This is a genomic window from Salipiger sp. ABF4_146, assembly GCF_056161345.1.
The window spans coordinates 267,944-290,007 of record NZ_JBSWYX010000004.1 but is presented as its reverse complement, the minus strand read 5'-3'; the positions used below and the strand labels follow the sequence as shown (position 1 = coordinate 290,007).

At 66.5% G+C, this 22,064-nt stretch carries 21 protein-coding genes; 10 read left to right on the top strand and 11 right to left on the bottom strand.

Features of this window, described 5'->3' with window-relative positions; all coding sequences use genetic code 11:
• Window positions 1–17 precede the first annotated feature (17 nt).
• Both ACXAJT_RS08470 and ACXAJT_RS08465 read left to right on the top strand, forming a co-directional pair.
• Window positions 18–1,169 (top strand): fumarylacetoacetate hydrolase family protein, encoded by a 1,152-nt coding sequence (locus ACXAJT_RS08470; RefSeq protein WP_475234504.1) that lies wholly within the window; start codon window positions 18–20, stop codon window positions 1,167–1,169.
• Window positions 1,166–2,071, top strand: coding sequence for a sugar kinase (locus ACXAJT_RS08465; protein ID WP_475234503.1), 906 nt, complete (start codon window positions 1,166–1,168; stop codon window positions 2,069–2,071). Before ACXAJT_RS08470 ends, ACXAJT_RS08465 begins: the two co-directional genes overlap by 4 nt.
• 48 nt (window positions 2,072–2,119) lie before the next feature.
• Here the strand turns inward: ACXAJT_RS08465 and ACXAJT_RS08460 are convergent, their stop codons facing one another.
• The 7 genes from ACXAJT_RS08460 to trpA all read right to left on the bottom strand — a co-directional run bounded on the left by ACXAJT_RS08460 (window position 2,120) and on the right by trpA (window position 8,450).
• The gene (locus tag ACXAJT_RS08460) at window positions 2,120–2,803 is read right to left on the bottom strand and encodes a spermidine synthase (protein WP_475234502.1); all 684 of its coding nucleotides are present in this window, start codon (window positions 2,801–2,803) and stop codon (window positions 2,120–2,122) included.
• Window positions 2,804–2,927: 124 nt separating this feature from the next.
• On the bottom strand, window positions 2,928–3,863 hold the full coding sequence (locus tag ACXAJT_RS08455; protein ID WP_475234501.1) for a 2-hydroxyacid dehydrogenase: 936 nt from the start codon (window positions 3,861–3,863) through the stop codon (window positions 2,928–2,930).
• 19 nt (window positions 3,864–3,882) lie between these two features.
• Complete coding sequence (locus ACXAJT_RS08450; protein WP_475234500.1) at window positions 3,883–4,662, bottom strand: hydroxypyruvate isomerase family protein; 780 nt, start codon at window positions 4,660–4,662, stop codon at window positions 3,883–3,885.
• Between the two features lie 3 nt (window positions 4,663–4,665).
• On the bottom strand, window positions 4,666–5,310 hold the full coding sequence (gene otnC / locus ACXAJT_RS08445) for a 3-oxo-tetronate 4-phosphate decarboxylase (protein WP_475234499.1): 645 nt from the start codon (window positions 5,308–5,310) through the stop codon (window positions 4,666–4,668).
• On the bottom strand, window positions 5,307–6,533 hold the full coding sequence (otnK, locus tag ACXAJT_RS08440; RefSeq protein ID WP_475234497.1) for a 3-oxo-tetronate kinase: 1,227 nt from the start codon (window positions 6,531–6,533) through the stop codon (window positions 5,307–5,309). The genes otnC and otnK overlap by 4 nt, the downstream gene beginning before the upstream one ends.
• Window positions 6,533–7,426: an L-threonate dehydrogenase gene (gene ltnD, locus ACXAJT_RS08435; protein ID WP_475234496.1), complete on the bottom strand. Its 894-nt coding sequence runs from the start codon at window positions 7,424–7,426 to the stop codon at window positions 6,533–6,535. Before ltnD ends, otnK begins: the two co-directional genes overlap by 1 nt.
• Before the next feature lie 232 nt (window positions 7,427–7,658).
• The gene (gene trpA / locus ACXAJT_RS08430) at window positions 7,659–8,450 is read right to left on the bottom strand and encodes a tryptophan synthase subunit alpha (protein ID WP_475234495.1); all 792 of its coding nucleotides are present in this window, start codon (window positions 8,448–8,450) and stop codon (window positions 7,659–7,661) included.
• Window positions 8,451–8,596: 146 nt separating this feature from the next.
• Here trpA and ACXAJT_RS08425 point away from each other — a divergent pair, with 146 nt between their 5' ends.
• Window positions 8,597–9,487: an NAD-dependent epimerase/dehydratase family protein gene (locus tag ACXAJT_RS08425; protein WP_475234494.1), complete on the top strand. Its 891-nt coding sequence runs from the start codon at window positions 8,597–8,599 to the stop codon at window positions 9,485–9,487.
• A gap of 95 nt (window positions 9,488–9,582) precedes the next feature.
• Entirely contained in the window at window positions 9,583–10,599 is a 1,017-nt protein-coding gene (gene ppk2, locus ACXAJT_RS08420) for a polyphosphate kinase 2 (protein WP_475234493.1), read from the top strand.
• Window positions 10,600–10,601: 2 nt separating this feature from the next.
• Here the strand turns inward: ppk2 and ACXAJT_RS08415 are convergent, their stop codons facing one another.
• Complete coding sequence (locus ACXAJT_RS08415) at window positions 10,602–11,234, bottom strand: DUF2461 family protein (RefSeq protein ID WP_475234492.1); 633 nt, start codon at window positions 11,232–11,234, stop codon at window positions 10,602–10,604.
• A gap of 110 nt (window positions 11,235–11,344) precedes the next feature.
• Here ACXAJT_RS08415 and ACXAJT_RS08410 point away from each other — a divergent pair, with 110 nt between their 5' ends.
• The 6 genes from ACXAJT_RS08410 (at window position 11,345) to ACXAJT_RS08385 (ending at window position 17,884) form a co-directional block, all read left to right on the top strand.
• Window positions 11,345–11,995 carry a DUF1007 family protein gene (locus tag ACXAJT_RS08410; RefSeq protein ID WP_475234491.1) on the top strand — a complete coding sequence of 217 codons (651 nt, stop codon included), beginning with the start codon at window positions 11,345–11,347 and terminating at the stop codon, window positions 11,993–11,995.
• Window positions 11,980–12,915 (top strand): nickel/cobalt transporter, encoded by a 936-nt coding sequence (locus tag ACXAJT_RS08405; RefSeq protein ID WP_475234489.1) that lies wholly within the window; start codon window positions 11,980–11,982, stop codon window positions 12,913–12,915. Before ACXAJT_RS08410 ends, ACXAJT_RS08405 begins: the two co-directional genes overlap by 16 nt.
• Window positions 12,916–12,952: 37 nt before the next feature.
• Window positions 12,953–14,338 (top strand): MATE family efflux transporter, encoded by a 1,386-nt coding sequence (locus ACXAJT_RS08400; protein ID WP_475234488.1) that lies wholly within the window; start codon window positions 12,953–12,955, stop codon window positions 14,336–14,338.
• A gap of 48 nt (window positions 14,339–14,386) precedes the next feature.
• Window positions 14,387–15,484: a redox-regulated ATPase YchF gene (gene ychF / locus ACXAJT_RS08395; protein WP_475234487.1), complete on the top strand. Its 1,098-nt coding sequence runs from the start codon at window positions 14,387–14,389 to the stop codon at window positions 15,482–15,484.
• A gap of 396 nt (window positions 15,485–15,880) precedes the next feature.
• On the top strand, window positions 15,881–17,182 hold the full coding sequence (locus ACXAJT_RS08390) for a choice-of-anchor L domain-containing protein (RefSeq protein ID WP_475234486.1): 1,302 nt from the start codon (window positions 15,881–15,883) through the stop codon (window positions 17,180–17,182).
• Between the two features lie 72 nt (window positions 17,183–17,254).
• Window positions 17,255–17,884: a hypothetical protein gene (locus tag ACXAJT_RS08385; RefSeq protein WP_475234484.1), complete on the top strand. Its 630-nt coding sequence runs from the start codon at window positions 17,255–17,257 to the stop codon at window positions 17,882–17,884.
• 113 nt (window positions 17,885–17,997) lie between these two features.
• Here the strand turns inward: ACXAJT_RS08385 and argC are convergent, their stop codons facing one another.
• The 3 genes from argC to ACXAJT_RS08370 all read right to left on the bottom strand — a co-directional run bounded on the left by argC (window position 17,998) and on the right by ACXAJT_RS08370 (window position 22,051).
• Entirely contained in the window at window positions 17,998–18,939 is a 942-nt protein-coding gene (argC, locus tag ACXAJT_RS08380; RefSeq protein ID WP_475234483.1) for an N-acetyl-gamma-glutamyl-phosphate reductase, read from the bottom strand.
• 124 nt (window positions 18,940–19,063) lie between these two features.
• The gene (uvrC, locus tag ACXAJT_RS08375) at window positions 19,064–20,944 is read right to left on the bottom strand and encodes an excinuclease ABC subunit UvrC (RefSeq protein ID WP_475234481.1); all 1,881 of its coding nucleotides are present in this window, start codon (window positions 20,942–20,944) and stop codon (window positions 19,064–19,066) included.
• A gap of 318 nt (window positions 20,945–21,262) precedes the next feature.
• The gene (locus ACXAJT_RS08370; protein ID WP_475234480.1) at window positions 21,263–22,051 is read right to left on the bottom strand and encodes an SDR family oxidoreductase; all 789 of its coding nucleotides are present in this window, start codon (window positions 22,049–22,051) and stop codon (window positions 21,263–21,265) included.
• Window positions 22,052–22,064: the final 13 nt, after the last annotated feature.

Here is a 22,064-nt window from a genome sequence, read left to right as displayed (position 1 = left end):
TGACTAGGAGAGATTTCATGCTCCCGCATAGCAACCCCACCCCTGAGGCCCTTCTTGTCGGGCGCGTCTGGCGCCCCGGCGTCGGCCCCGCCGTCGTCGCCCTGCGCGGCGAGACGCTGGTGGACATCACCAGCATGGCGATCCCGACCATGCGCGACCTGCTGGAAAGCGAAGACCCTGCCGCAATGCTGCGCGCGGCCACCGGCGAAGAGATCGGCACGCTGGCCGACCTCGCCGCAGGGTCCAAGGAAAGCGCCGGCGAAGATGTGCTGCACCTTCTGGCCCCCTGTGATCTGCAGGCGGTGAAAGCCTCGGGCGTGACCTTCGCGCAGTCGATGGTCGAGCGGGTCATCGAGGAGCAGGCGGCGGGCGATCCCGACGCCGCCGAGGCGATCCGCGCCAAGGTGAAATCCATCATCGGCTCATCGCTGTCGGGCATCGAGCCCGGCTCCGAGAAGGCGATGGAGGTGAAGCGCGTGCTGCAGCAGGAAGGCATGTGGTCGCAATACCTTGAGGTCGGCATCGGCCCTGACGCCGAGGTCTTCACCAAATCGCAGCCCATGGCCGCGGTCGGCTGGGGCGCGACGGTGGGCCTGCACCCGATCAGCAAATGGAACAACCCCGAGCCCGAGATCGTTCTGGCGATCAACTCGCGCGGCGACATCCTTGGCGCGACGCTGGGCAATGACGTGAACCTGCGCGACGTCGAGGGGCGCTCGGCGCTGCTGCTGGGCAAGGCCAAGGACAACAACGCCTCCTGCGCCATCGGCCCGTTCATCCGCCTGTTTGACGACAGCTACACGCTCGATGACGTACGCAAGGCGGAACTGACGATGACGGTGAAAGGCGAGGACGGTTTCGTGCTCAACGGCGCGTCGTCGATGAGCCAGATCAGCCGCGACCCAGCCTCGATCGTCGGCCAGACCATCGGCCGCCACCACCAGTATCCCGACGGGTTCATGCTGTTCCTCGGCACGCTTTTCGCGCCGACCGAGGACCGCGATGCCCCCGGTCAGGGCTTCACCCATCACGTCGGCGACGTGGTAACCATTTCCGAACCCGCGCTCGGTGCGCTAGAGAACACCGTACGCCTGTCGACCGAGGCCCCGGAATGGACCTTTGGCGCTGGCGCATTGATGCGCAACCTATCCCGGAGAAACCTTCTGTGACCGCTTTCCTCGCCCTCGGAGAATGCATGGTTGAACTGTCGCAGGCCGGAGACGGCCTCTACAAGCGCGGCTTTGCCGGCGACACGTTCAACACTGCATGGTATGCCCGCCGCCTGCTCCCGGAGGAGTGGACGGTGAGCTATGGCACCTGCGTGGGCGAGGACGCCGTGAGCACCGAGATGCTCGATTTCATCTCGGGCGAAGGGGTCGACGTGTCGACTATCAAGCGCAACCCCGACCGCACCGTCGGGCTTTACATGATCTCGCTCGACGGCGGCGAGCGCAGCTTCTCCTACTGGCGGGGCCAATCGGCGGCAAAGCTGATGGCAGACGACCTGACGTGGCTCGACGGCATTTTGAAGGGCCGCGAGATGATCCACTTCTCGGGCATCACGCTGGCCATCCTGCCGCCGAAGCAGCGCGAACTGTTCTGCGGCGCGCTGGCGCGTGCGCGCAAGAAGGGCGCGATCGTGTCGTTCGACACCAACCTGCGGCCCAAACTATGGGAAAGCACCGAAGCGATGCGCGCCGGGCTGACCATGGGCGCCCGCACCGCTGACATCGTGCTGCCCAGCTTCGACGAGGAAGAGAGCCTTTTTGGCGATGCCACCCCCACCGCGACCATCGAACGCTACCGCGAAGGCGGGGCCGACATGGTGGCGGTCAAACAGGGCGGCGACGCGCTGCACCTGTGGCAGCGCGAGGCCGGGATGCATCAGATCGAGGCCGAAACCGTGACGGATGTGGTGGACACCACCGCCGCGGGTGACAGCTTTGCCGCCGGGATGCTGGCCGGGCTGGCGCAGGGCAAGGCGCCGCAGGACGCCGCCGCCGAAGCCATGCAGCTTGCCGCCAAGGTCATTCAGTCGCGCGGCGCGCTGGTGCCCGGCATTTTCGCCTAAGGGCATTCTCCGAAACGATGCGCCGGCGCCGTCTCAGGCGCCGTTCTCTTATGCCCCGGTCTTCTGCGCGATCCAGATGGTGTGTTTGGCACCGCGCTTGGTGCGCCCGGCGCGCACCATATGCGCCTTGGCGGCAAAGCCGTTCTGCCCCAGCCGCCGGGTGAACCCCTGATCCTGCGCCGCCGACCAGACCGCCAGCACGCCGCCCTTGCTCAGCGCCCGCCGCGCATGCTGCAGCCCGCGCTCGCCATAAAGCGAATCGTTGCCTTCGCGGGTCAGCCCGTCAGGGCCATTGTCGACGTCGAGCAGGATGGCATCATAGCTCGCGGGGGCGGCACTGCGGATCTCTGTGGCAACATCGCCGGTGCGGATCTCCACGCGCGGATCATCAAGGCAATCGCCAAAGACCGCCGCCATATGCTCGGTGGCCCAGCCAACAAGCTCCGGCACGATTTCCGACACGATCAGCCGAGCGTCCCTCGGTGCCACCTCCTGCGCCGCGCGCAGGGTGAAGCCCATACCAAGCCCACCGATCAGCACCCGCGGCGCGGGGCGGCCGCCAAGCGCCTCCAGCGCCAGCGTCGCCAGCGCCTCTTCCGAGCCGCTGAGACGACTGCTCATCAGCTCGTTGCCGCCCTGCAGGCGGATCGAATACTCGTGCCCGCGCCGAAGCAGCCGCAGCGTGTCGCCCTGCGGCGCCTGCGCCGTCGCGAGTAGTTCCCATGGCTGCATCTTGACGTCCTCGTGCCCTGCGATGCGCCCGCCCTACCCGATCCGGCGCGCCAAGAGAAGCAGCGCACGAAAAAGCCCCCGCGCGCTGCGGGGGCCAAATCTGTGGGCACGCCATCGCAGGGCTTCAGTTCACCGGGGTCAACAGGTCCTTGCCCGCGAGGAACGCCGAGACGTTGTCGCGCTGAAGCTGGCCCATGGCGGCGCGGGTCTCATGCGTCGCCGAGGCTTGGTGCGGCTGCAACACGGCGTTCTCAAGCTCCAAGAAGCGCGGGTCGGGGTTCGGCTCGTTGAGGAACACGTCAAGACCGGCGCCCTCAATGGTGCGGTTCTGCAGCGCCGCGATCAGCGCCTCTTCGTCCACCGTGGTGCCGCGCGAGATGTTGATCAGCACGCCGGTCGGACCAAGCGCCTCGATCACCTCTTTCGACACGTACCCTTCGGTCGCCGGCCCGCCGACGAGGGCGATCACCAGAAAATCCACTTCGCGCGCCAGCGCCACCGGATCGGCATGGAACGTCCAGCCCGGCGTCTCCTTCTCGGAGCGCGCGTGGTAGTGCATTTCCATCTTGAAGGCGGCCAGACGGTCGGCGATCTCGCGCCCGATGCGGCCCATGCCGAGGATCCCGACCTTCTGCCCGCTCATCTTGCGCTGCAGCGGGTGCGGGCCGGTCTTGCCCCAGGCGCCAGACCGCACATGCGCCTCTGCGCCACGCATGTCGCGGCAGTAGTCAAGCAGCATGGCCACGGCGAGATCGGCCACATCGTCGTTCAGCACATCGGGGGTGTTGGTCACCTTGATGCCGCGCGCCGAGGCATCCTCGACATTGATCGCGTCATAGCCGACGCCGAAGTTGGCGATCAGCCCTAGCGCCGGGAAGGCATCCATCTGCGCGCCGGCGAAGGGCGTGTGCCCGTAGAAGGCGATGGCCTTCACGCCCTTGCGGGTCTCTTCGTCCATAGCCTGCGCCGCATCAAGGCTCTCTACATGGGTCCAGCCCAGTTCCGCCAGCGCGTCGCGGCTTTTCTGGTCGGGCTTGCCGACTGCCAGTACGTCCGTCATCTCAACAATCCTTGTCTGTTCAATTCAGCGCCGCGCGCAGGGGCGCGAGCCAGCCGAGACCGGCCTTCGTGTCCCCGCCGCGCGGCTTGTATTCCGCGCCCACCGGCGCGTGCCATCCGGCCTCGGCAAAGCCGGCAAGCAGGCGTTCGAAGCAGATCTCGCCGCCGTCGGGCTCGCCCCGGTCGGGCACGGCGGCGATCTGCACATGGCCGATCAGCGGTTGGTGCGCCTTGAAGCGCATCCGCAGATCGCCCTGCATGATCTGCGTGTGATAGCAGTCGAACATGATGCGCAGGTTGTCTCTCCCCAGCGCCTCGATGATCTCGGCGGCGTGCTCGACGCGGCTCAGGTGATAGCCCGCGACGTCCCGGTGGTTGATCGGCTCGATCAGCACGCCCATGCCCTTCTCGCCCGCCAGATCGCAGGCAAGGCTCAGCGTCTCGCGATAGGCCGCTTCGGCCTTCGCCCCGCCATCGGTGCGCCCGGCCATCACATGGACGTTCTGCGCGCCGATCGCCGCGCCGTAGTCCACCGCTTGCTTGACCGCAGCCACAGCCTCATCGCGGCGGTCAGCAAGCGCCGCGAGGCCGAAGTCGCCGCCCGCCACATCACCGGGCACGGTGTTGAGCCCAAGCATGGCAAAGCCGGTCTCATCCAGCGCCGCCGTCATCTCGGCCTCGGGCACGTCATAGGGGAAATGACACTCCACCGCGTCAAAGCCGTCGCGCTTGGCGGCGCGGATGCGCTCGGGCAGCGGCAGCTCGGTGTAGAGAAATCCGATGTTTGCAGAGAACTTCATCGCTCAGTCCCAATCCACGTCAAACTTGTCGACCACTTGCTTCACCTGCCCGGAGGTGAGCATCCGAGGACGGTGCCCCTGCAGCAGCAGCGCCAGCTTGGCGGTCTCTTCCAATTCTTCCATCGCGTAGACCGCCGCCTCGAGGTCCTTGCCCGCCACCACGGGACCGTGGTTGGCCAACACCACCGCCGAGCGCCTGCCCGCCAGCCCGCGCACCGCGTCCCCCATCGCCGGATCGCCCGGCACGAAGAACGGCAGCAGCCGCACCTTGCCAAGCCGCATGACCGCATAAGCGGTCAGCGGCGGCAGCAGGTTCTCGGGATCGATGTCGGGCATCATGGACCATGCCACCGCATGGCTCGAATGCAGGTGCACCACGGCGCCGGTCTTGCCGCGCGTCTCGTAAAACGCGCTGTGCAGCGGCATCTCCTTGGTCGGCCTGTCGCCATCCACGAGCGTGCCATGCGCATCGAAGCGCGACAGCCGCGCCGGATCGAGGCGGCCAAAGCTCGACCCGGTGGGCGAGACCAGCAGACCGCCGTCTTCGGTGCGGGCCGAGATATTGCCCGACGCACCACCGGTCAGCCCGCGCTGAAACATCGAGTCGGCCATCTCGCAGATCTGCTCGCGCAGCTTGGTCTCGTTCATGCGCCCTGCTCCATGACCCGCGCTGCCTTGGCGAAGAAGTCCTCGGCGCCGAAGTTGCCGGATTTCAGCGCCAGCACCATCTCGCCCGCGCGCATGACCGGCACGCCGGGGTCGATCTCGGGACCGATCTCCAGCGCCTCGGGAGCCAGCGCCTCGACCACCGCGCCCGAGGTCTCGCCCCCGGCGCTGATGATACGCATGACGCCCTTCGCGGCCAGCGCGGCGGCGGTCTGCGCAAACAGCCCTTCCAGCGCAGCGGCAACCTTCTCTCGGCCATGGGTTTCCTGCGCCGCGGCCACCGTGGCCGGGTCGGCAGAGGAGTAGATCAGCGGCAGACCGTCCTGCGCCAGCGCCCAATCGGCAAGACTCTCGGCCTCAAGCCCCTGCAACGCCTCCTCGGCGGTGACTTCGCGCTTTGGCCCCGTGTGGGCGGCAACCTGCGCGCGCGTGGCGTTCGAGCAAGAGCCCGACAGCGCCACCACGGGCCCGCCCTGCCCGGTCCACGCCCCAGCCTTCCCCGACAGCGCGAAGTTGCCCGGCAGCCCCAGCGCGATGCCCGAGCCGCCGGTGAGCAGCTTAGTGCCCTTCAGCGCTTTGCCCCACGTCAGAAGATCCTCGTCGCGGATCGCGTCGGCGATGACGAAGCCGCGCCCCGCCTCTGCCTCTGCCGAAAGCTTGGCGCGGATCGCGTCAGCCCCCTGCCAGACGGTGCTGGCGGGCACATGGCCGACGCCGCGCTCCACCTGCGCAGCGAGCACGCGGCGCAGGTCCGGGTCTTGCATCGGGGTCAGCGGGTGGTTTTCCATGCCCGACTCCGACAGCAGATGGTCCTGCACGAAAAGATGGCCCTGATAGATCGTCCGCCCCGTTGCCGGGAACGCCGGGCAGAAGATCACGCTTTGCGTCCCCAGCGCGTCGGCCAAAGCCTCGGCGACCGGACCGATATTGCCCTCTGCGGTGGAATCGAAGGTCGAGCAGTACTTGAAGAGGAACTGCTCGCAGCCCTGCGCCTTCAGCCACTCCAGCGCTTCGAGTGACAGTTTCACCGCCTCGGCGGCAGGGATCGAGCGCGACTTCAGCGCCACCACCCCGGCCTCGACGTCAGGCGCGGCATCGGTTCTTGGCACGCCGACATATTGCACCGTCCGCATGCCCTGCTTGACCAGCGTGTTGCCCAGATCGCTCGAGCCGGTGAAATCGTCGCCGATACAGCCCAGCAGCATCATTCGCCTCCCGGCAGTTCAAGACCGGCGGCGCGGGCGTAGACCTTGATCACCGCTGCGTCGTCGATCAGCCCGTCGCCCGCTTCGGCAGCGGATTTGAACTGCGACAGCGCCGCGTCGGTCATCGGCACCGGCAGCTTCGCCTCGCCAGCGATACCGCCAACGATGCCCAAGTCCTTGGGCCAGATGTTGACCGCCGAGCGCGGCGTATAATCGCCCTCGACCACATGCGGGCCACGGTTCTCGAACATCCAGCTGGTGCCCGCCGAGGCCGAGATCACCTCGACGATACGCGCCGGATCGAGCCCTTGGCTGATCCCCAGCGCCATCGCCTCGCCCATGGCGGCGATATGCACCCCGGCGAGCAGCTGGTTCACCGCCTTCATCGCGCTGCCCGCCCCGGCCTCGTCACCCAGCGGATGCACCGTGGCGGCCATGGCATCCAGCGCCTGCTGCGCCGCCGCAAAGGCTTCGGGCGTGCCGGACGCCATGATCGACAGCGCGCCCTGCGCCGCCTTCACCGCGCCCCCCGAGATCGGCGCGTCGAGGTAGTGCAGCCCCTTGGCCGAAGCCTCGGAGGCGAATTCTCGTGCCTGACTTGGGGCGATTGTGGCGCAGGAGATGATCGCCGCGCCCTCCGGCAGATGCGCCACCGCGCCCGCCTCGCCGAACAGAATTTCGCGCGTCTGCGCCGCGTTGAGCACAACGCAGACAAGGATCGAGCTTGCCGCCAGCGCCTCGGCGAGACTGCCCTCGGCGCCGCCCTCCGCCTTGAAGGCCTCCATCCGCTCGGTCGAAATATCCAGCCCGTGCACGACGTGCCCTGCCCGCAGCAGCGATTGCGCCATGCCCATGCCCATCGAGCCGAGCCCGATCACCGTGATCTCTGCCAAAGTGCTCCTCCCGCAAAATGGTATACCAAATGAAGATGAAGCCTGCGGGCGCGCGTGTCAATGCGGCTGGTGGCGGTAACGCGCCTGCCCGAGCGCCGATGCGAGGGGCCAGCCCCTCGCGCTCCCCGGCGTATTTGGAAAGAGAAGAAGGGCCGCAGGCACAACCCAGACACGAAAAAGCCGCGCTCGCTGGGCGGCGCGGCTTTCGCCGAATTCGGAGTGCGGCGGCGCGTCAGGCGCGGTGGGCGCCGTCGGCAAGAGACTTCACGAAGCCCAGCACCTCGGCCACCGGTTTCCCCTCGGCCATGGCACCGACAATGGCCGAGCCGACGACGCAGCCGTCGGCGACCGAAGCGATGCTCTCGGCAGCCTCGGGGGTGCGGATGCCAAAGCCGACAATGATCGGCAGATCGGTGCCCGCCTTGATCCGCGCCACCTCGGGGCCGACGTCTGTCGCCTGCGCGGCGGCGGCACCGGTGATGCCGGTGATCGAGACGTAGTAGACAAAGCCAGAAGTGTTCTGCAGCACTTTCGGCAGGCGCTTGTCATCGGTGGTCGGCGTGGCGAGGCGGATGAAGTTCAGACCGGCCTTCTGGGCCGGGATGCAAAGCTCTTCGTCTTCCTCGGGCGGCAGGTCGACGATGATCAGCCCGTCGATACCCGCCTCGCGCGCGTCGTCGAGGAATTTGTCAACGCCGTGGCTGTAGATCGGGTTGTAATAGCCCATCAGCACGATCGGCGTGCTGTCGTCGCCCTCGCGGAAGGCACGGACCAGTTCGAGCGTGCGTTTCAGCGTCATCCCCGCTTCGAGCGCGCGCTGGCCGGCCAGCTGGATGGTTTCGCCATCGGCCATCGGGTCGGTGAAGGGCAGCCCCAGTTCGATCACGTCGACACCCGCCTCCGGCAGGCCGCGCACCAGCTCAAGCGAGCGGTCGAAATCAGGGTCCCCGGCCATCACATAGGCAACGAATCCCTTCTTCCCCTCTTCCTTCAGGGCGGCGAATTTGGCGTCGATGCGGGTCATGGCGGTCCTTCCCTTCGCAGGCGGGCACGCGGGGCGCCCGGAATGTCGCGAAAGCTCTGCCGGATACGCGGGGGAAAATCAATGGTCCCTCTGGACCTTCGCCGCTTTGAGCTCTTACCTGTGCCCGAGGAGAGAAGGAGGACCCCATGCGCATTCTGTTCACCGGCGGCAGCGGCAAGGCCGGGCGCCACGTGGTGCCGCATCTGGCGGCGCGCGGCCATCGCATCCTGAACGCCGATCTTGCGCCGCTCGGACATCCGGGCGTGCACGACCTGATCACCGACCTGAGCGATCCCGGACAGGTCTGGGGCGCGCTGACCTCCTACGCGGGCTTCGATGAACTGGAGCCCGGCACCGGCCTGCCGAAATTTGACGCGGTGGTGCATTTCGGCGCGCTGGCCCGCATCCTCATCCAGCCCGACTGCGAGACCTACCGGGTCAACACCCAGTCCACCTACAACGTGCTGGAAGCTGCCGCGAAGCTGGGCATTCCCAAGGTGATCTTTGCCAGTTCCGAGACGGTCTACGGCATCTGCTTTGCCGACGGGGAACGCCGACCCGCCTATCTGCCGATCGACGAAGCGCACCCCACCGTGCCCGAGGACGCCTATGCGATCTCGAAGGTCTGCAACGAGGCCACGGCGCGAAGCATGCAAAAGCGCAGCGGGCAGGACATCTACGGGCTGCGCATATCCAACGTCTGCGAAATCGAGGACTATCACCGCGACTTTCCGGCCTTCGCCGACGACCCCGGCCTGCGACTGCGCAACATGTTCGGCTATATCGACGTGCGCGATCTGGCGCAGATGGTCGAGCGCTGCCTCGAGACGGACGGGCTGGGCTATCAGGTGTTCAACGTGGTGAATGACGACCTCGCCGTGCCGCAGGACAATGAGGCGCTGCGCGCAGAGTTCTACGATGGCGTTCCGGTGAAGACCCCCATGCAGCCGCGTCAGACGTTCTTCAGCAATGCCAAGGCCCGCGAGATGCTCGGTTTCTCGCCGCAGTACGATTGGCGGTCGGCGCTCGGCGGATAACCGGCGCTGCGGGTTTGACAGGTATCAAGGGCGGGCGCAGGCTCGGGGCGTAGGCTGGCCGCATCACACGCCGCCCGCCGCCGCAGGAGTTTGCGATGACCCAGATGCCCAAAGCCCCGGAAGCGGGCGCGCCCGCCACCGCCCCGTCCGAACAAGCCCCGTCCGAACAAGCCCCCGGCGCAGCCGCGGCGCCTGCATCTGCGCCAGAGGCCGCCGTCCCGCCGCACACGCCGCACCACCGCGGACCGACACCGGACGAGATCCGCCACGCCTTCGAGACCGGCGAATACCCCTATGCCAAGAAGATGGCCCGGCGCACCTACGAGCGGCAGAAGGCACAGCTGCAGGCGGAACTGCTGAAGGTGCAGCTTTGGGCGCAGGAGACGCACCTGAAGTTCGTGCTGCTGTTCGAGGGCCGCGATGCCGCTGGCAAGGGTGGCACGATCAAGCGCTTCACCGAGCATCTCAACCCGCGCCACGCCCGGGTCGTGGCGCTCAACAAACCCACCGACGAAGAGCGCCGGCAATGGTACTTCCAGCGCTACATCGAGCACCTGCCCACCGGCGGCGAGATCGTGCTTTACGACCGCTCGTGGTACAACCGCGCCGGGGTCGAGCGGGTGATGGGCTTTTGCGAGCCCAATGAGTACCTCGAATTCATGCGCCAGACCCCCGAGCTTGAGCGGATGCTCGTGCGCTCGGGGATACGGCTCTACAAGTACTGGTTCTCGGTCACCCAAGAAGAACAGAAGGCGCGCTTCAAGAGCCGCGAGACCGACCCGCTGAAGCAATGGAAGCTCTCGCCCATCGACAAGGCCAGCCTCGACAAATGGGACGAGTACACCGAGGCCAAGGAGGCGATGTTCTTCTACACCGACACCGCCGACGCGCCTTGGACCGTGGTGAAATCCGACGACAAGAAACGCGCCCGGCTGAACTGCATGCGGCACTTCTTGTCGACGCTCGACTACCCCGGCAAGGACCGCCGTATCGCCACGCCGCCCGATCCGCTGATCGTCGGCGGCGCGGGCCACGTGATCCATCGCTCGGAGCATATCTTGGGCTCGGCGCTCAACCCATCGCTGCCGGATGGCGCCGGCCGGTCCGGCTGAGCTTACAGGCGCTGACCGAGCCAGTCCTGCAACGGCTGCAGCCGCGCGTAGCATTGCGTCAGCGTTGCAGCGGGATCGGGAGACAGCGCCTCGTAGATGCCGTCGATCCACAGCACGCAGCCCGGCCGCCGCATCAGATCGGCGCGCGGCCCCACTGGCACCACGCATTCGGGGTCGGGCGCCGGATCGAGCCGCGCGCCGCTGGCCTCGATGAAGCGTTCCAGATCGTCGCCTTCGCGGCCCATAAGCGCCGCCTGCCATGCCAATTTCTGCCGCGCGTCGAAATTGAGAAGACCCGCACCCGCCGTGGCATAGCTGGGCGACAAGGCGAAGTACCACGCCCGCCCGTCCGGCAGCGCCCAAAGCGCATGCAGGTGGGTGTGGAACGGCACCTTGTCGTCGCTGAAGCGCACATCGCGTTGCGGTCGGAACAGCTTGGGACGCGGCCGCTCGCCGCTGAGCGTTTCGAGCTCCGGGGTGATGAGCGACATCAGCCGCTCGGCGGGGCGCTTGACCTCGGAATCGTAGCGCTGCTTGTTGGCGTGAAACCACGCCCGGTCGTTGTTTGCGTCAAGCTCGGACAAAAAGCTCCGAGCCTGCGGGGCGAACCCCGTCAGATCAATCAGACTGGCCATAAAAATTTCCCAAAGGAATCATGTCTCAAATGCGGCCACCTTAGCATGTTCTCGCCGCAGCGCTCCCAAAAGCTTGTGGCGGGCGGACAAACCGCTAGGGTCGCGCAGCCATGATACGATCCATCGCCGTGAAATCGCCCTCCAGCGCCGCCCTCTGCGCCGCCCTCGCCGCCACGCCTCTTGGCGCGCATCCGCATGTGTTCGCCGACGTCGGGCTTGCGCTGACGCTGGACGACGCGCAGCAGGTGGTCTCGGTCGAGGTCACGTGGCGCTACGACGACTTCTTCTCGCTGCTCATCTTCGAAGACATGGGTCTGGATGCCGACGGCGACGGCGCGCTTACGGACAGCGAATTGACCGCGCTCGAACGCTTCGATCTCGACAATTGGTACGAAGGTTTCGAGGGCGATCTCTACATGACGTCGGACGGCGAGAAGCTGTCGCTGGGCGCGCCCGAGTTCGTCTCGGTCTCGGTGGACGCGGGGCGGATCACCTCGGTGCACCGCCGCAGCGTCAGCCCGGCCCCCGCCGACGGCCTGCTGATCGAGCCCTATGATCCCACCTATTACATCGCTTTCGAGGCCTCCTTGCCGATCACCCTGCCCGCGCCCTGCACCGCCGAGGTGTTCAAACCCGACCTCGACGCAGCCGCACGCAAGATGCAGGCGGAATTGGCGCAGATCCCCGAGGACCAGTTTCTGGAAATCGAACCCGGCCGAGATTTCGCCGACCGCATCGAGGTGACATGCGCTGGCTCCTGACGCTTGCCGCGCTGATCGTTCTCGCGGTGGTGGTCTGGCTTTGGGGCTTTGGCGGCGCCGACCGGCTGGCATGGATCGCCATGGAGGGCCAGCGCGAGGCGCAGAACGCCATGGCCCGCGGCCTGCGGGCCCTGCGGTCGGGCGAACCGGGAGCCATGGCGGCGCTGATGGCCGTCTGTTTCGGCTATGGGTTCTTTCACGCCGTCGGGCCGGGTCACGGCAAGCTGTTGATCGGCGGCTACGGGCTGGGTCGGCGCGTGGCGTTGTGGCGCCTGTCAGCGCTGGCGGTGACCTCTAGCCTCGCACAAGCCGCCGCCGCGGTGCTGCTGGTCTATGCCGGTGTCTGGCTGCTGGGTTGGGGACGCGAGCGCATGACCGCCGCCGCCGAGGAGTGGTTCGCCCCGGCCAGCTACGCCGCGATTGCCGCCATTGGCCTGTACCTTCTAATGCGCGGCCTGCGACGGCTGATCGGCAAGCGCGCACCCCGGCAGAACCACGACCACGACCACGACCACGACCACGACCACGACCACGACCACGACCACGAGGGCATCTGCCAAACCTGCGGTCATGCCCATGGCCCCAGTATCGAGCAGGCACAAAAGGTCCACTCGCTGCGCGATGCCGCGCTGCTGATCGGCGCCATCGCCATGCGCCCCTGCACCGGCGCGCTGTTCCTGCTGATCCTCACGTGGCGCATGGGCATCGAGATGGCCGGCATTCTCGGCGCCTTTGCCATGGGGCTGGGCACCGCGTCGGTCACGCTGGTCGTGGCGCTGGCCTCGGTCACGCTGCGCGAGGGCGTGCTGACCGGCCTCGCCACCGGCCCCGGAACCGCGCGGGCGCTGGCCTTGCTCGAAGCTGCGGCGGGCGGGATTGTCACACTCATCGCGGCCCAGCTCCTGCTCCGCACACTCTGAGGTTGCGCGGGCAATTGCGTCAGAATAAAGCCCACATATGACGCAAGACCTGCCCTATTCCGCCCATTACCGCGCCGTTCTGGTAATGGGGCTGCCGCTGATCGGCGGCCATCTGGCGCAACTCACCATCGGGCTGACCGATACGGTGATGATGGGGCGCTATGGCGTGCCGGAACTGGCCGCGCTGACGCTGTCGATGACGCTGTTTCAGGTGCTGTTCCTCTTCGGCTCGGGCTTTGCCTTCGCGGTGATGCCGATGGTGGCGCAATACGCCGCACGCGGCGACGAGGTGCACGTGCGCCGGGTCGCCCGCATGGGGCTGTGGCTGTCCACCGCCTTCTTCCTTCTGGCGCTGCCGATCCTGTGGTTCTCAGGCCCGCTGCTGCGGCTGCTGGGACAGGCCGATCTGGTCGCCGAAAACGCCCAGACCTACCTGCGCATCGCCGGCTGCGGCCTGCTTCCGGCGCTCGGCGTCATGGTCTTCAAAAGCTATCTCGCCGCGCTCGAGCACACCCGCGCGGTGTTCTGGATCACCGTCGCGGCCGCGCTGGTCAACGCGGCGGCGAATTACGCGCTGATCTTCGGCAACTGGGGCGCCCCCGAGCTTGGCATCCGCGGCGCCGCCATCGCGTCGATCTGCGCCCATAGCGCGGCGTTCCTCGGGGTGGTCCTCTACGCAAAGCTGCGCCTGCCCGAACATCAGATCTGGTACCACTTCTGGCGCCCCGACATGGAAATGTTGCGCGAAGTGTTCCAACTGGGCTGGCCGATCGGGCTGACCACGCTGGCCGAAGTCGGCCTTTTTGCCGCCACCGCGGTGCTGGTCGGCTGGCTTGGCACGCTGCCGCTGGCGGCGCATGGCATCGCCATGCAGCTTTCGGGGGCGATCTTCATGGTGCACCTCGGCTTGTCCAACGTCGCCACGGTGCGCGCCGGTCAGGCCATGGGCAAGAGCGACCTGTCGTTCCTGACCCGCGGCGCGGTCGCGGCGCAGGTGCTGTCCTTCATTACCGTCGTGATCACCGTGATCCTGTTTCTCGGCATGCCGGAACCGCTGATCGAACTCTTTCTGTCGCGCGACGAGCCGCATCGTGCCGAGATCCTCCAGCTCGGCACGCTGCTGCTGTTGCTGGCGGCGGTGTTCCAACTGGTCGACTCGGTGCAGGTGATCGTTCTGGGCGTGCTGCGCGGGCTGCAGGACACCAAGGTGCCGATGATCATCGCCGCGATCTCCTACTGGCTGATCGGCCTTCCGGCCGCCTATGTGCTGGGCTTCCCGCTGGGCTATGGCGCCGGCGGCGTCTGGATGGGCCTGAGCCTCGGGCTCGGGGTGGCGGCGCTGCTGCTCTACTGGCGCTTCTGGTACCGTCAGGTGCCGCATCTGTCGGGGCTGGCGCTTGCAAGGGGCGCGGGCGGCGACTAGAAGCGGCGCGACCGCAAGTACGCCAAGCCCGAGCCTTAGGAACACGACATGGGATTTCGCATGGGGATCGTGGGTCTGCCCAACGTGGGCAAGTCGACCCTTTTCAACGCCCTGACCAAGACCGCCGCCGCGCAGGCGGCCAACTTCCCCTTCTGCACGATCGAGCCCAACGTGGGCGACGTGGCCGTGCCCGACAGCCGCATCGACACGCTGGCGCAGATCGCCGGCTCAAAGCAGATCATCCCCACGCGGATGACCTTCGTCGACATCGCCGGTCTGGTGAAGGGCGCCTCCAAGGGCGAAGGCCTCGGCAACCAGTTCCTCGCCAACATCCGCGAGACCGACGCCATCGCCCACGTGCTGCGCTGCTTCGAGGATGACGACGTCACCCACGTCGACGGCCGCGTCGACCCGGTGGCCGATGCCGAGACCATCGAAACCGAGCTGATCATCGCCGACATGGAGAGCTTGGAAAAGCGCCTGCAGAACATCGTCCGCAAGGTGCGCGGCGGCGACAAAGAGGCGGTCCAGCAGGAACGCCTGATGAAAGACGCCCTGGCGATGCTCGAACAGGGCAAGCCCGCGCGTCTCGTCGAGGTTGATGCCGAAGATGCCAAGCAGTGGCGCATGCTGCAGCTGCTGACCTCCAAGCCCGTGCTCTACGTCTGCAACGTCGACGAGGACGAGGCCGCCACCGGCAACGCGCTGTCGGAAAAGGTCGCCGAGATGGCCGCCGCGCAGGGCAACAGCCACGTGGTGATCTCCGCCAAGATCGAGGAAGAGATCAGCCAGCTCGACGGTGAGGAAGCCGAGATGTTCCTGTCGGAGCTAGGTCTCGAAGAAGCCGGCCTCGACCGTCTCATCCGCGCCGGTTACGACCTGCTGCACCTCGAGACCTATTTCACCGTCGGCCCCAAGGAGGCCCGCGCTTGGACCATCCCGCAGGGCACCATGGCCCCGCAGGCCGCCGGGGTGATTCACGGCGATTTCGAGCGCGGCTTCATCCGCGCCGAGACCATCTCGTATGACGATTTCGTCGCCTGCAAGGGCGAACAGGGCGCCAAGGAAGCGGGCAAGATGCGCGCCGAGGGCAAGAGCTACGTGGTCAAGGACGGCGACGTGCTGCACTTCCTGTTCAACACCTGAGCCAGACCTCCGGTTCTGAACCCATCGCACGCGGCGCTCCCCACGGAGCGCCGCATTTTTCGTGGCCTGCCCCAATGCGCCCGGATGACCAAGTCTTCCAAGACATCGGAGCGCGCACCTGTGGCATGTCATCGGCTGGCATGACATCGGCGTAGGGCATCAAGTTGGGTGATTCCCAGATATCCCGAAATTTGGTTTATGATTTATTAATATCCGTGAGCGGCCTCACCAATATACCGCGCCACGTCAATGCCGACCTTTATTCCGAAAAATTCTAACTAAATTCTAGAATATATTCCGCTGAGTATCGGAAAGAATATTTGACTCCAATTATCGAAATCCCAAAAATAAGATCACTCACTTTTCCATTAACAATTACCTTCAGGGAACCTCACCATGAAGATATGTATCATTGCGGCGGTCGCCGCAGGCATCGCCTGCGCCGGCCCCGTGACCGCCTTGACCGTCACCTCCACAGTGGATGCCATGGACCTGGCAAATACCCTTTTCCTGAACTCCCCGGGAACGCTGATCCAAGACGCCGAGGTCCGGCAAAGCGGCCCACAGGCGGGAATCTTCGGCAACGGCAGCGGCACCTACGGGCTGCCTCAAAGCGGCATTGTCCTCAGCAGCGGCAGTGTCGATGCCTATGGCGACGGGCCGAACGCCGCCTCGGCCATGAGCTACGGGTTCGCCACGCCCGCCACCGACGAGCAGCATGAACTTCTGGCGCCGATCACCGGGCAGGACAGCCACTTCGACGTCGTGCAACTGACCATCGACTTCATCCCCAGCTTGGCGTCGATGACCTTCTTCTCCACCTTCGGCTCCGAGGAGTGGCCTGAATTCGCCGGATCCACTTTCACCGATGGCTTCGGGCTCTACGTCAACGGCGTCAACGTCGCCGGCGCCGTGCCGACCGGGGGCGACACGCCGCTGGCGATCAATATCAACCATCCCGATATGACCGCGTTCGCCGGCACCGAGCTCGACGGCGTGCTGGCCCCGGAAGGGAACCCGGTCCTGCAATTCGACGTGCCGGTGGTCGCAGGGCAGCTCAATACCTTCGACATCATTCTGGCAGACGCCGCGGATTACGGCGTCGATACCACCGCCTATATCTCGAGCTTCGTGCCGAGCCCCGGCGGCGGCGGCACGGTGAACGACGGCAGCAGCGAATTCGCCGCGCTTCTGCCCGACAATCCACCGGACCCGGAGACCGGCGCCTTTGTCATCACCCTGCCAGAGCCCCCGGTCGAGGACGTGGTGGTCTGGATCGACCCCCCGGTCGCCGTGGGCTACACCTATTCGGTCACCGACGCCTATTTCGACACGATCACCGCGCCCTCCTTGGCCGCGGTGCCGGATCTGGATGGCTACACGATCAGCGTCGGCGGCTTCGACTTCGCCCTCCCCGCGGCCCAAACGCTGGACCTCTCCGCCCTCGGCCTGAGCAATGTCAGTGAGTTCGTGCTTTCCGGCATCGACCCGTCGCTGATGCTGGATCCCGGCGACACGCTGGCCTTCCCGCTGGGAGCGAGCTTCACGGGCATTGGTGACAACGTCGCGGTGACGATGATGCCGACGGTGATCGACTACGAGCCCGACATCTCGCCGGTGCCGCTGCCCGGTGGCACGCCGCTGCTTCTGACCGGCATGTTCGGCCTTGGCCTGCTGCGCCGACGCAACCGCGGCTGACCCCACGACCCGCGCGGGGCGCAGCACAGGCGCCCCGCCCCATCGCTACCGCTTCGCTTCAGGAGATTCTGTATGCCCCCCATCTCCCTTGGCCCGTGCCGGTCCCGCGCGCGCCTGGCCGCCGGCCTGCTGGCCGCGGCCGTTCTCTCCAGCCCGACCGCGGCCGCCGACAGCGACGGAAATTTCGCCTACAAGGGCGCCGGCGCCCAGACCTGCGGAACCTTCCGCGACAGTTGGCAAGACGGCTCGCGCGACCTGGCGCTCTACGGCGGCTGGATCGACGGCTACCTCACCGCCTACAACCAATCCCAGCCGGAAACCTTCGACATCGCTCCCTGGCAGACCACCCAGACCCTGCTCGGGCTGACTCGGTCGGTCTGCGCACAGCTGCCCGAAAACACGCCCTTCACGCAGGCCGTCTGGCAGCTTGTGCAGGCACTGCAGCCGATGCGCCTCGACCGGCTGTCCAAGGCCGTGGTCCTGACCGACGGAGAAAGCCAGACCGCGATCTATACAGCGCTGCTGCCGCGCGTCCTCGCGCAGCTCTCCGCCGAGGGGCTCAGCCCGGGTGAGCCACAGGAAACGGAATTTCCCGACCGGCTCGCAGCATCGCTGACCAGCTACCAGGAACGGCACGGGCTGGATCCGAGCGGGCGTCTCGACCAGCGCACGCTGTTCACTCTGCTGGCCACGTCAAGCTGACTAAGGCAAAAGGCGCGGCCCCGACCCGACCGCGCCCCTTCTTCTCTTTGCCAAATACGCCGGGGGAGTCCGCGTCAGCGGACGGGGGCAGCGCCCCCTCCCGGCACCAGCGCTCAGGCCGCCGCGGCCTCGGCCCCGCTCAGCCCCGCCGCCTCGTCGCAGCCGAGCATGATGTTGAGGTTCTGCACCGCCGCGCCCGAGGCGCCTTTGCCGAGGTTGTCGAGCACACCGATCAGCGTCACCGCGCCGGTCGCCGGGTTGCCGTGCACCGACAATTCCAGCGCGTTGGTGCCGTTGAGCCGCTGCGGCATGACCCGCGGCTCGTGCACCGACGGCTCGACCACCGACACGAAGCGCTCGCCGGCGTAGGCCTTGCGCAGCGCCGCCTCGGCCGCTTCCATGCCGTCCGTGCCCATGGCGGGCAGCTGCACCGCCACCGCCATGCCCTGCGCATAAGCGCCAACCGACGGCACAAAGACCGGCACCGCGCTCAGCAGGCCGTGCTTGACGATTTCCGGCAGGTGCTTGTGGCCCTGCGTCGCGCCGTACAGGAACGAACCGTTGATATCGCCGCTTTCATACTCGGCGATCATGCCCTTGCCGCCGCCGGTGTAGCCCGACACGCCGGAGATCGCCGGGCCGGAGGCCGGATCAATCAGCCCCGCGCCGACCAGCGGGCGGATCAGCGCGATAGCGCAGGTCGACCAGCAGCCGGGGTTCGACACTTGCTGCGCCGAGGCAATCGCCTCGCGCTGGCCTTCCGCCATTTCGGCAAAGCCAAAGACCCAGCCTTCGGCGACGCGATGCGCGGTCGAGGCATCGATGATCCGGGTGCCATGCGGCTCGGCCAGCGTCACGGTCTCGCGCGCGGCGTCATCGGGCAGGCACAGGATGGCCACATCGGCCTCGGCCAGCGCCTCGGAGCGCGCATCGGCGTCCTTGCGTCGGGCCGGGTCCACCTGAACGAGCGTGATGTCCGCGCGCGCTTCGAGCCGCTCGCGGATTTGCAGACCGGTCGTGCCAGCCTCGCCGTCGATGAACACCTTGTGGGCCATGGCCTCTCTCCTTGGGTAAACGTGGCGCCGCTATAGCAGAGACACTTCGCAAAAGGAACTATGCCAACCGCCCGCGCGATCAAAGCCTGCGCGGGCTTTTGCAGGCTTCTTAGGGGAACGCAGCCTAACCCTTCTCGTGGAAGAAATCGTAGATGCGTTCGGCCAGCGCTTCGCTGACGCCGTCGACCGCCTTGAGGTCCGCCAGATTCGCCCGTGCCACCGCCTTGGCCGATCCGAAGTGCTGCAACAGCGCGCGCTTGCGCGCCGCCCCCACGCCGGGCACCTCGTCGAGCGGATTGGCCATCTGCGACTTGGCGCGCTTGGCGCGGTGGGTGCCGATGGCAAACCGGTGCGCCTCGTCGCGCAGGCGCTGGATGAAGTAGAGCACGGGGTCGTTGCGCTGCAGCGCAAAGGGACGCTCGCCGATGCGGTGGAACTCTTCCTTGCCGTGGTCGCGGTCGACACCCTTGGCGACACCAACCATGGGAATATCCTCGACGCCGTATTCCTGCATGATCTCCCAAACCGCCGAGACCTGCCCGGCGCCGCCGTCGATCAGCAGCAGATCGGGCCAGAGCCCCTTGTCCCGCTCGGGGTCTTCCTTCAGCAACCGAGTGAAGCGGCGCGTCAGCACCTCCTTCATCATGCCGAAGTCGTCGCCCGGCACCAGCTCGTCACCGCGGATGTTGTACTTGCGGTACTGGTTCTTCATGTAGCCTTCCGGCCCGGCGACGATCATCCCGCCGACGGCATTGGTGCCCATGATATGCGAGTTGTCGTAGACCTCGATGCGCTGCGGCGGCCCGTCGAGGCCAAAGGCCTCGGCCACACCGCGCAGCAGCTTGGCCTGCGTCGCGGTCTCGGCCATGCGGCGCCCCAGGCTTTCGCGTGCATTGCGCGCCGCGCCCTCGACCAGTTCCGCCTTCTCGCCGCGTTTCGGCACCGCGATCTCGACCTTGCGGCCCAGCTTGCCGGTCAGCGCCTCGGACATCAGGTCGGGGCTTTCGATCTCATGGCTCAGCAGCAGCAGTCGCGGTGGCTCCTTGGTGTCGTAGAACTGCCCGAGGAAGGCTTCGAGCACCTCCGCCTCCTCGACGTCGTCGCCGACCCGCGGATAGAAGTCGCGGTTGCCCCAGTTCTGCCCCGAGCGGATGAAGAACACCTGCACGCAGGCCTGCCCGTGCTCCATGTGCAGCGCCACCACATCGGCCTCTTCCACGCCCTGCGGGTTGATCCCCTGCACCGACTGCACCTGCGTCAGCGCCCGGATACGGTCGCGCAGCGCCGCGGCGCGCTCGAACTCCATCGCTTCGGAGGCTTCCATCATCTGGTCAGCCAGCCGCGCCTGCATCTCGGTCGACTTGCCCGACAGGAAGCGCTGCGCGTCGCGCACGCTCTCGGCGTACTCCTCTTGGCTGATCTCGCCCGTACAGGGCCCCGAGCAGCGGCGGATCTGGAACAGCAGGCACGGCCGGGTGCGGCTGTCGAACATCGAGTCCGAGCAGTTGCGCAGCAAGAACACCCGCTGCAGTTGGCTCAGCGTGCGGTTCACCGCCCCCGCGCTGGCGAAAGGCCCGTAATAAGCCCCCTTCTCGCTCTTCGCGCCGCGGTGTTTCTTGATCTGTGGAAAGTCATGCTCGGTGGTGACGAGGATGTTGGGAAAGCTCTTGTCGTCGCGCAGCAGCACGTTGAACTTCGGCTTGAGCTGCTTGATCAAGTTCTGTTCGAGCAGCAGCGCCTCGGTCTCGGTGCGCGTGGTGAGGAACATCATCGACGCGGTTTCCGAGATCATCCGGGAGATCCGCCGCGAATGCTGCGCCGAGGGCCGCGAATAGCTCGACACCCGCGCCCGCAGATTGCGCGCCTTGCCGACGTAAAGCACCCGGCTCTGGTCATCCAGCATGCGATAGACACCCGGACTGGAATCCAGCGTCTTGAGATAGCCGTGGATGACCTCATAGCCGCGTTTGGGCGGCGCGTTCGGGCTGTCTGCTTCGTCGTTCATCACGTCGTTTCCGGTCTGTTCACCGCTTGCCTTGATTCTGCGCCGCGCTGCAATGCCGGCCCCCCGAGATCAAGAAAGAATGCATCCACCATTCCTGTGGATAACCCTGAGGGGGAAATCCCGGGTTTGGCGATTTTCCCTTGAATCCTTGGCGTTTCGTCGACTTGCACAAAATTTAAGCCAAAATATAACCCATTGTTTTAATGAGAAAGATTTAGGCCACTCAACGCAAACCCTTGATAGCTTGATGCTTTCTTAACACGCAGGTAACGCGGGCGTGACACGTGCACAACTTGCCGCGGCGTCCCCGCCGCAGCGTCAGTCGCGGTCGCAGGTGTCGGGCGTCTGCCAAGCCAGATGCTGGCCGCCATCGGTGCACAGGAACTGCCCGGTGACGCCCGGCGCATCGAGGAAATACCCCAGCGCGCCGCAGATATCCTCGGGGTTCGACCCGCGCTGCAGAACCGTCGAGGCGCGCTGCGTGGCGAAGCCCTCGGCGCTCTGGTCGGCCCCCTGCAGGGTCGGCCCCGGCCCGATCGCATTGATCCGCACCTTTGGCGCCAGCGCGCGCGCGCCGGTCTGGGTCAGCGTCCACAGCGCCGATTTGGCCAGCGTGTAGCTGATGAACTCTGGCGTCAGCTTGCGCAGCCGCTGGTCAAGCATGTTGACGCAAAGCGCGCGCGCCCGCGGCTCGCCATGCGCGTCGGTCTCCGCCTCCGGCGCCTGCGCCGCAAATTTCTGCAGCAGCACGAAAGGCGCGCGCAGATTCGATTCCATCGCCCGGTCCCAGCTGTCGCGGCTGGCGGTGTCCATGTCGTCATGCTCGAAGATCGAGGCGTTGTTGACCAGCACGCCAATCGGCCCACCCAGCCCATCGGCAGCGCGCCCCAACAGCGGCGCCACCTGCGCCTCGTCCAGCAGGTCCGCCTGCAGCGTCACAGCGCGGCCGCCCTTCTCGCGCACCAGCGCCGCAACCTCTTCGGCAGCCTCGGCCGAGCCGCCGTAATGCACCGCCACGTCGAAACCCCGGTCAGCGAGGTAAAGCGCCATCGCCCGGCCCAGCCGTTTGCCTGCGCCGGTGATCAGCGCGCGTTTCTCGATTGCCATATGTCTTCCCCCG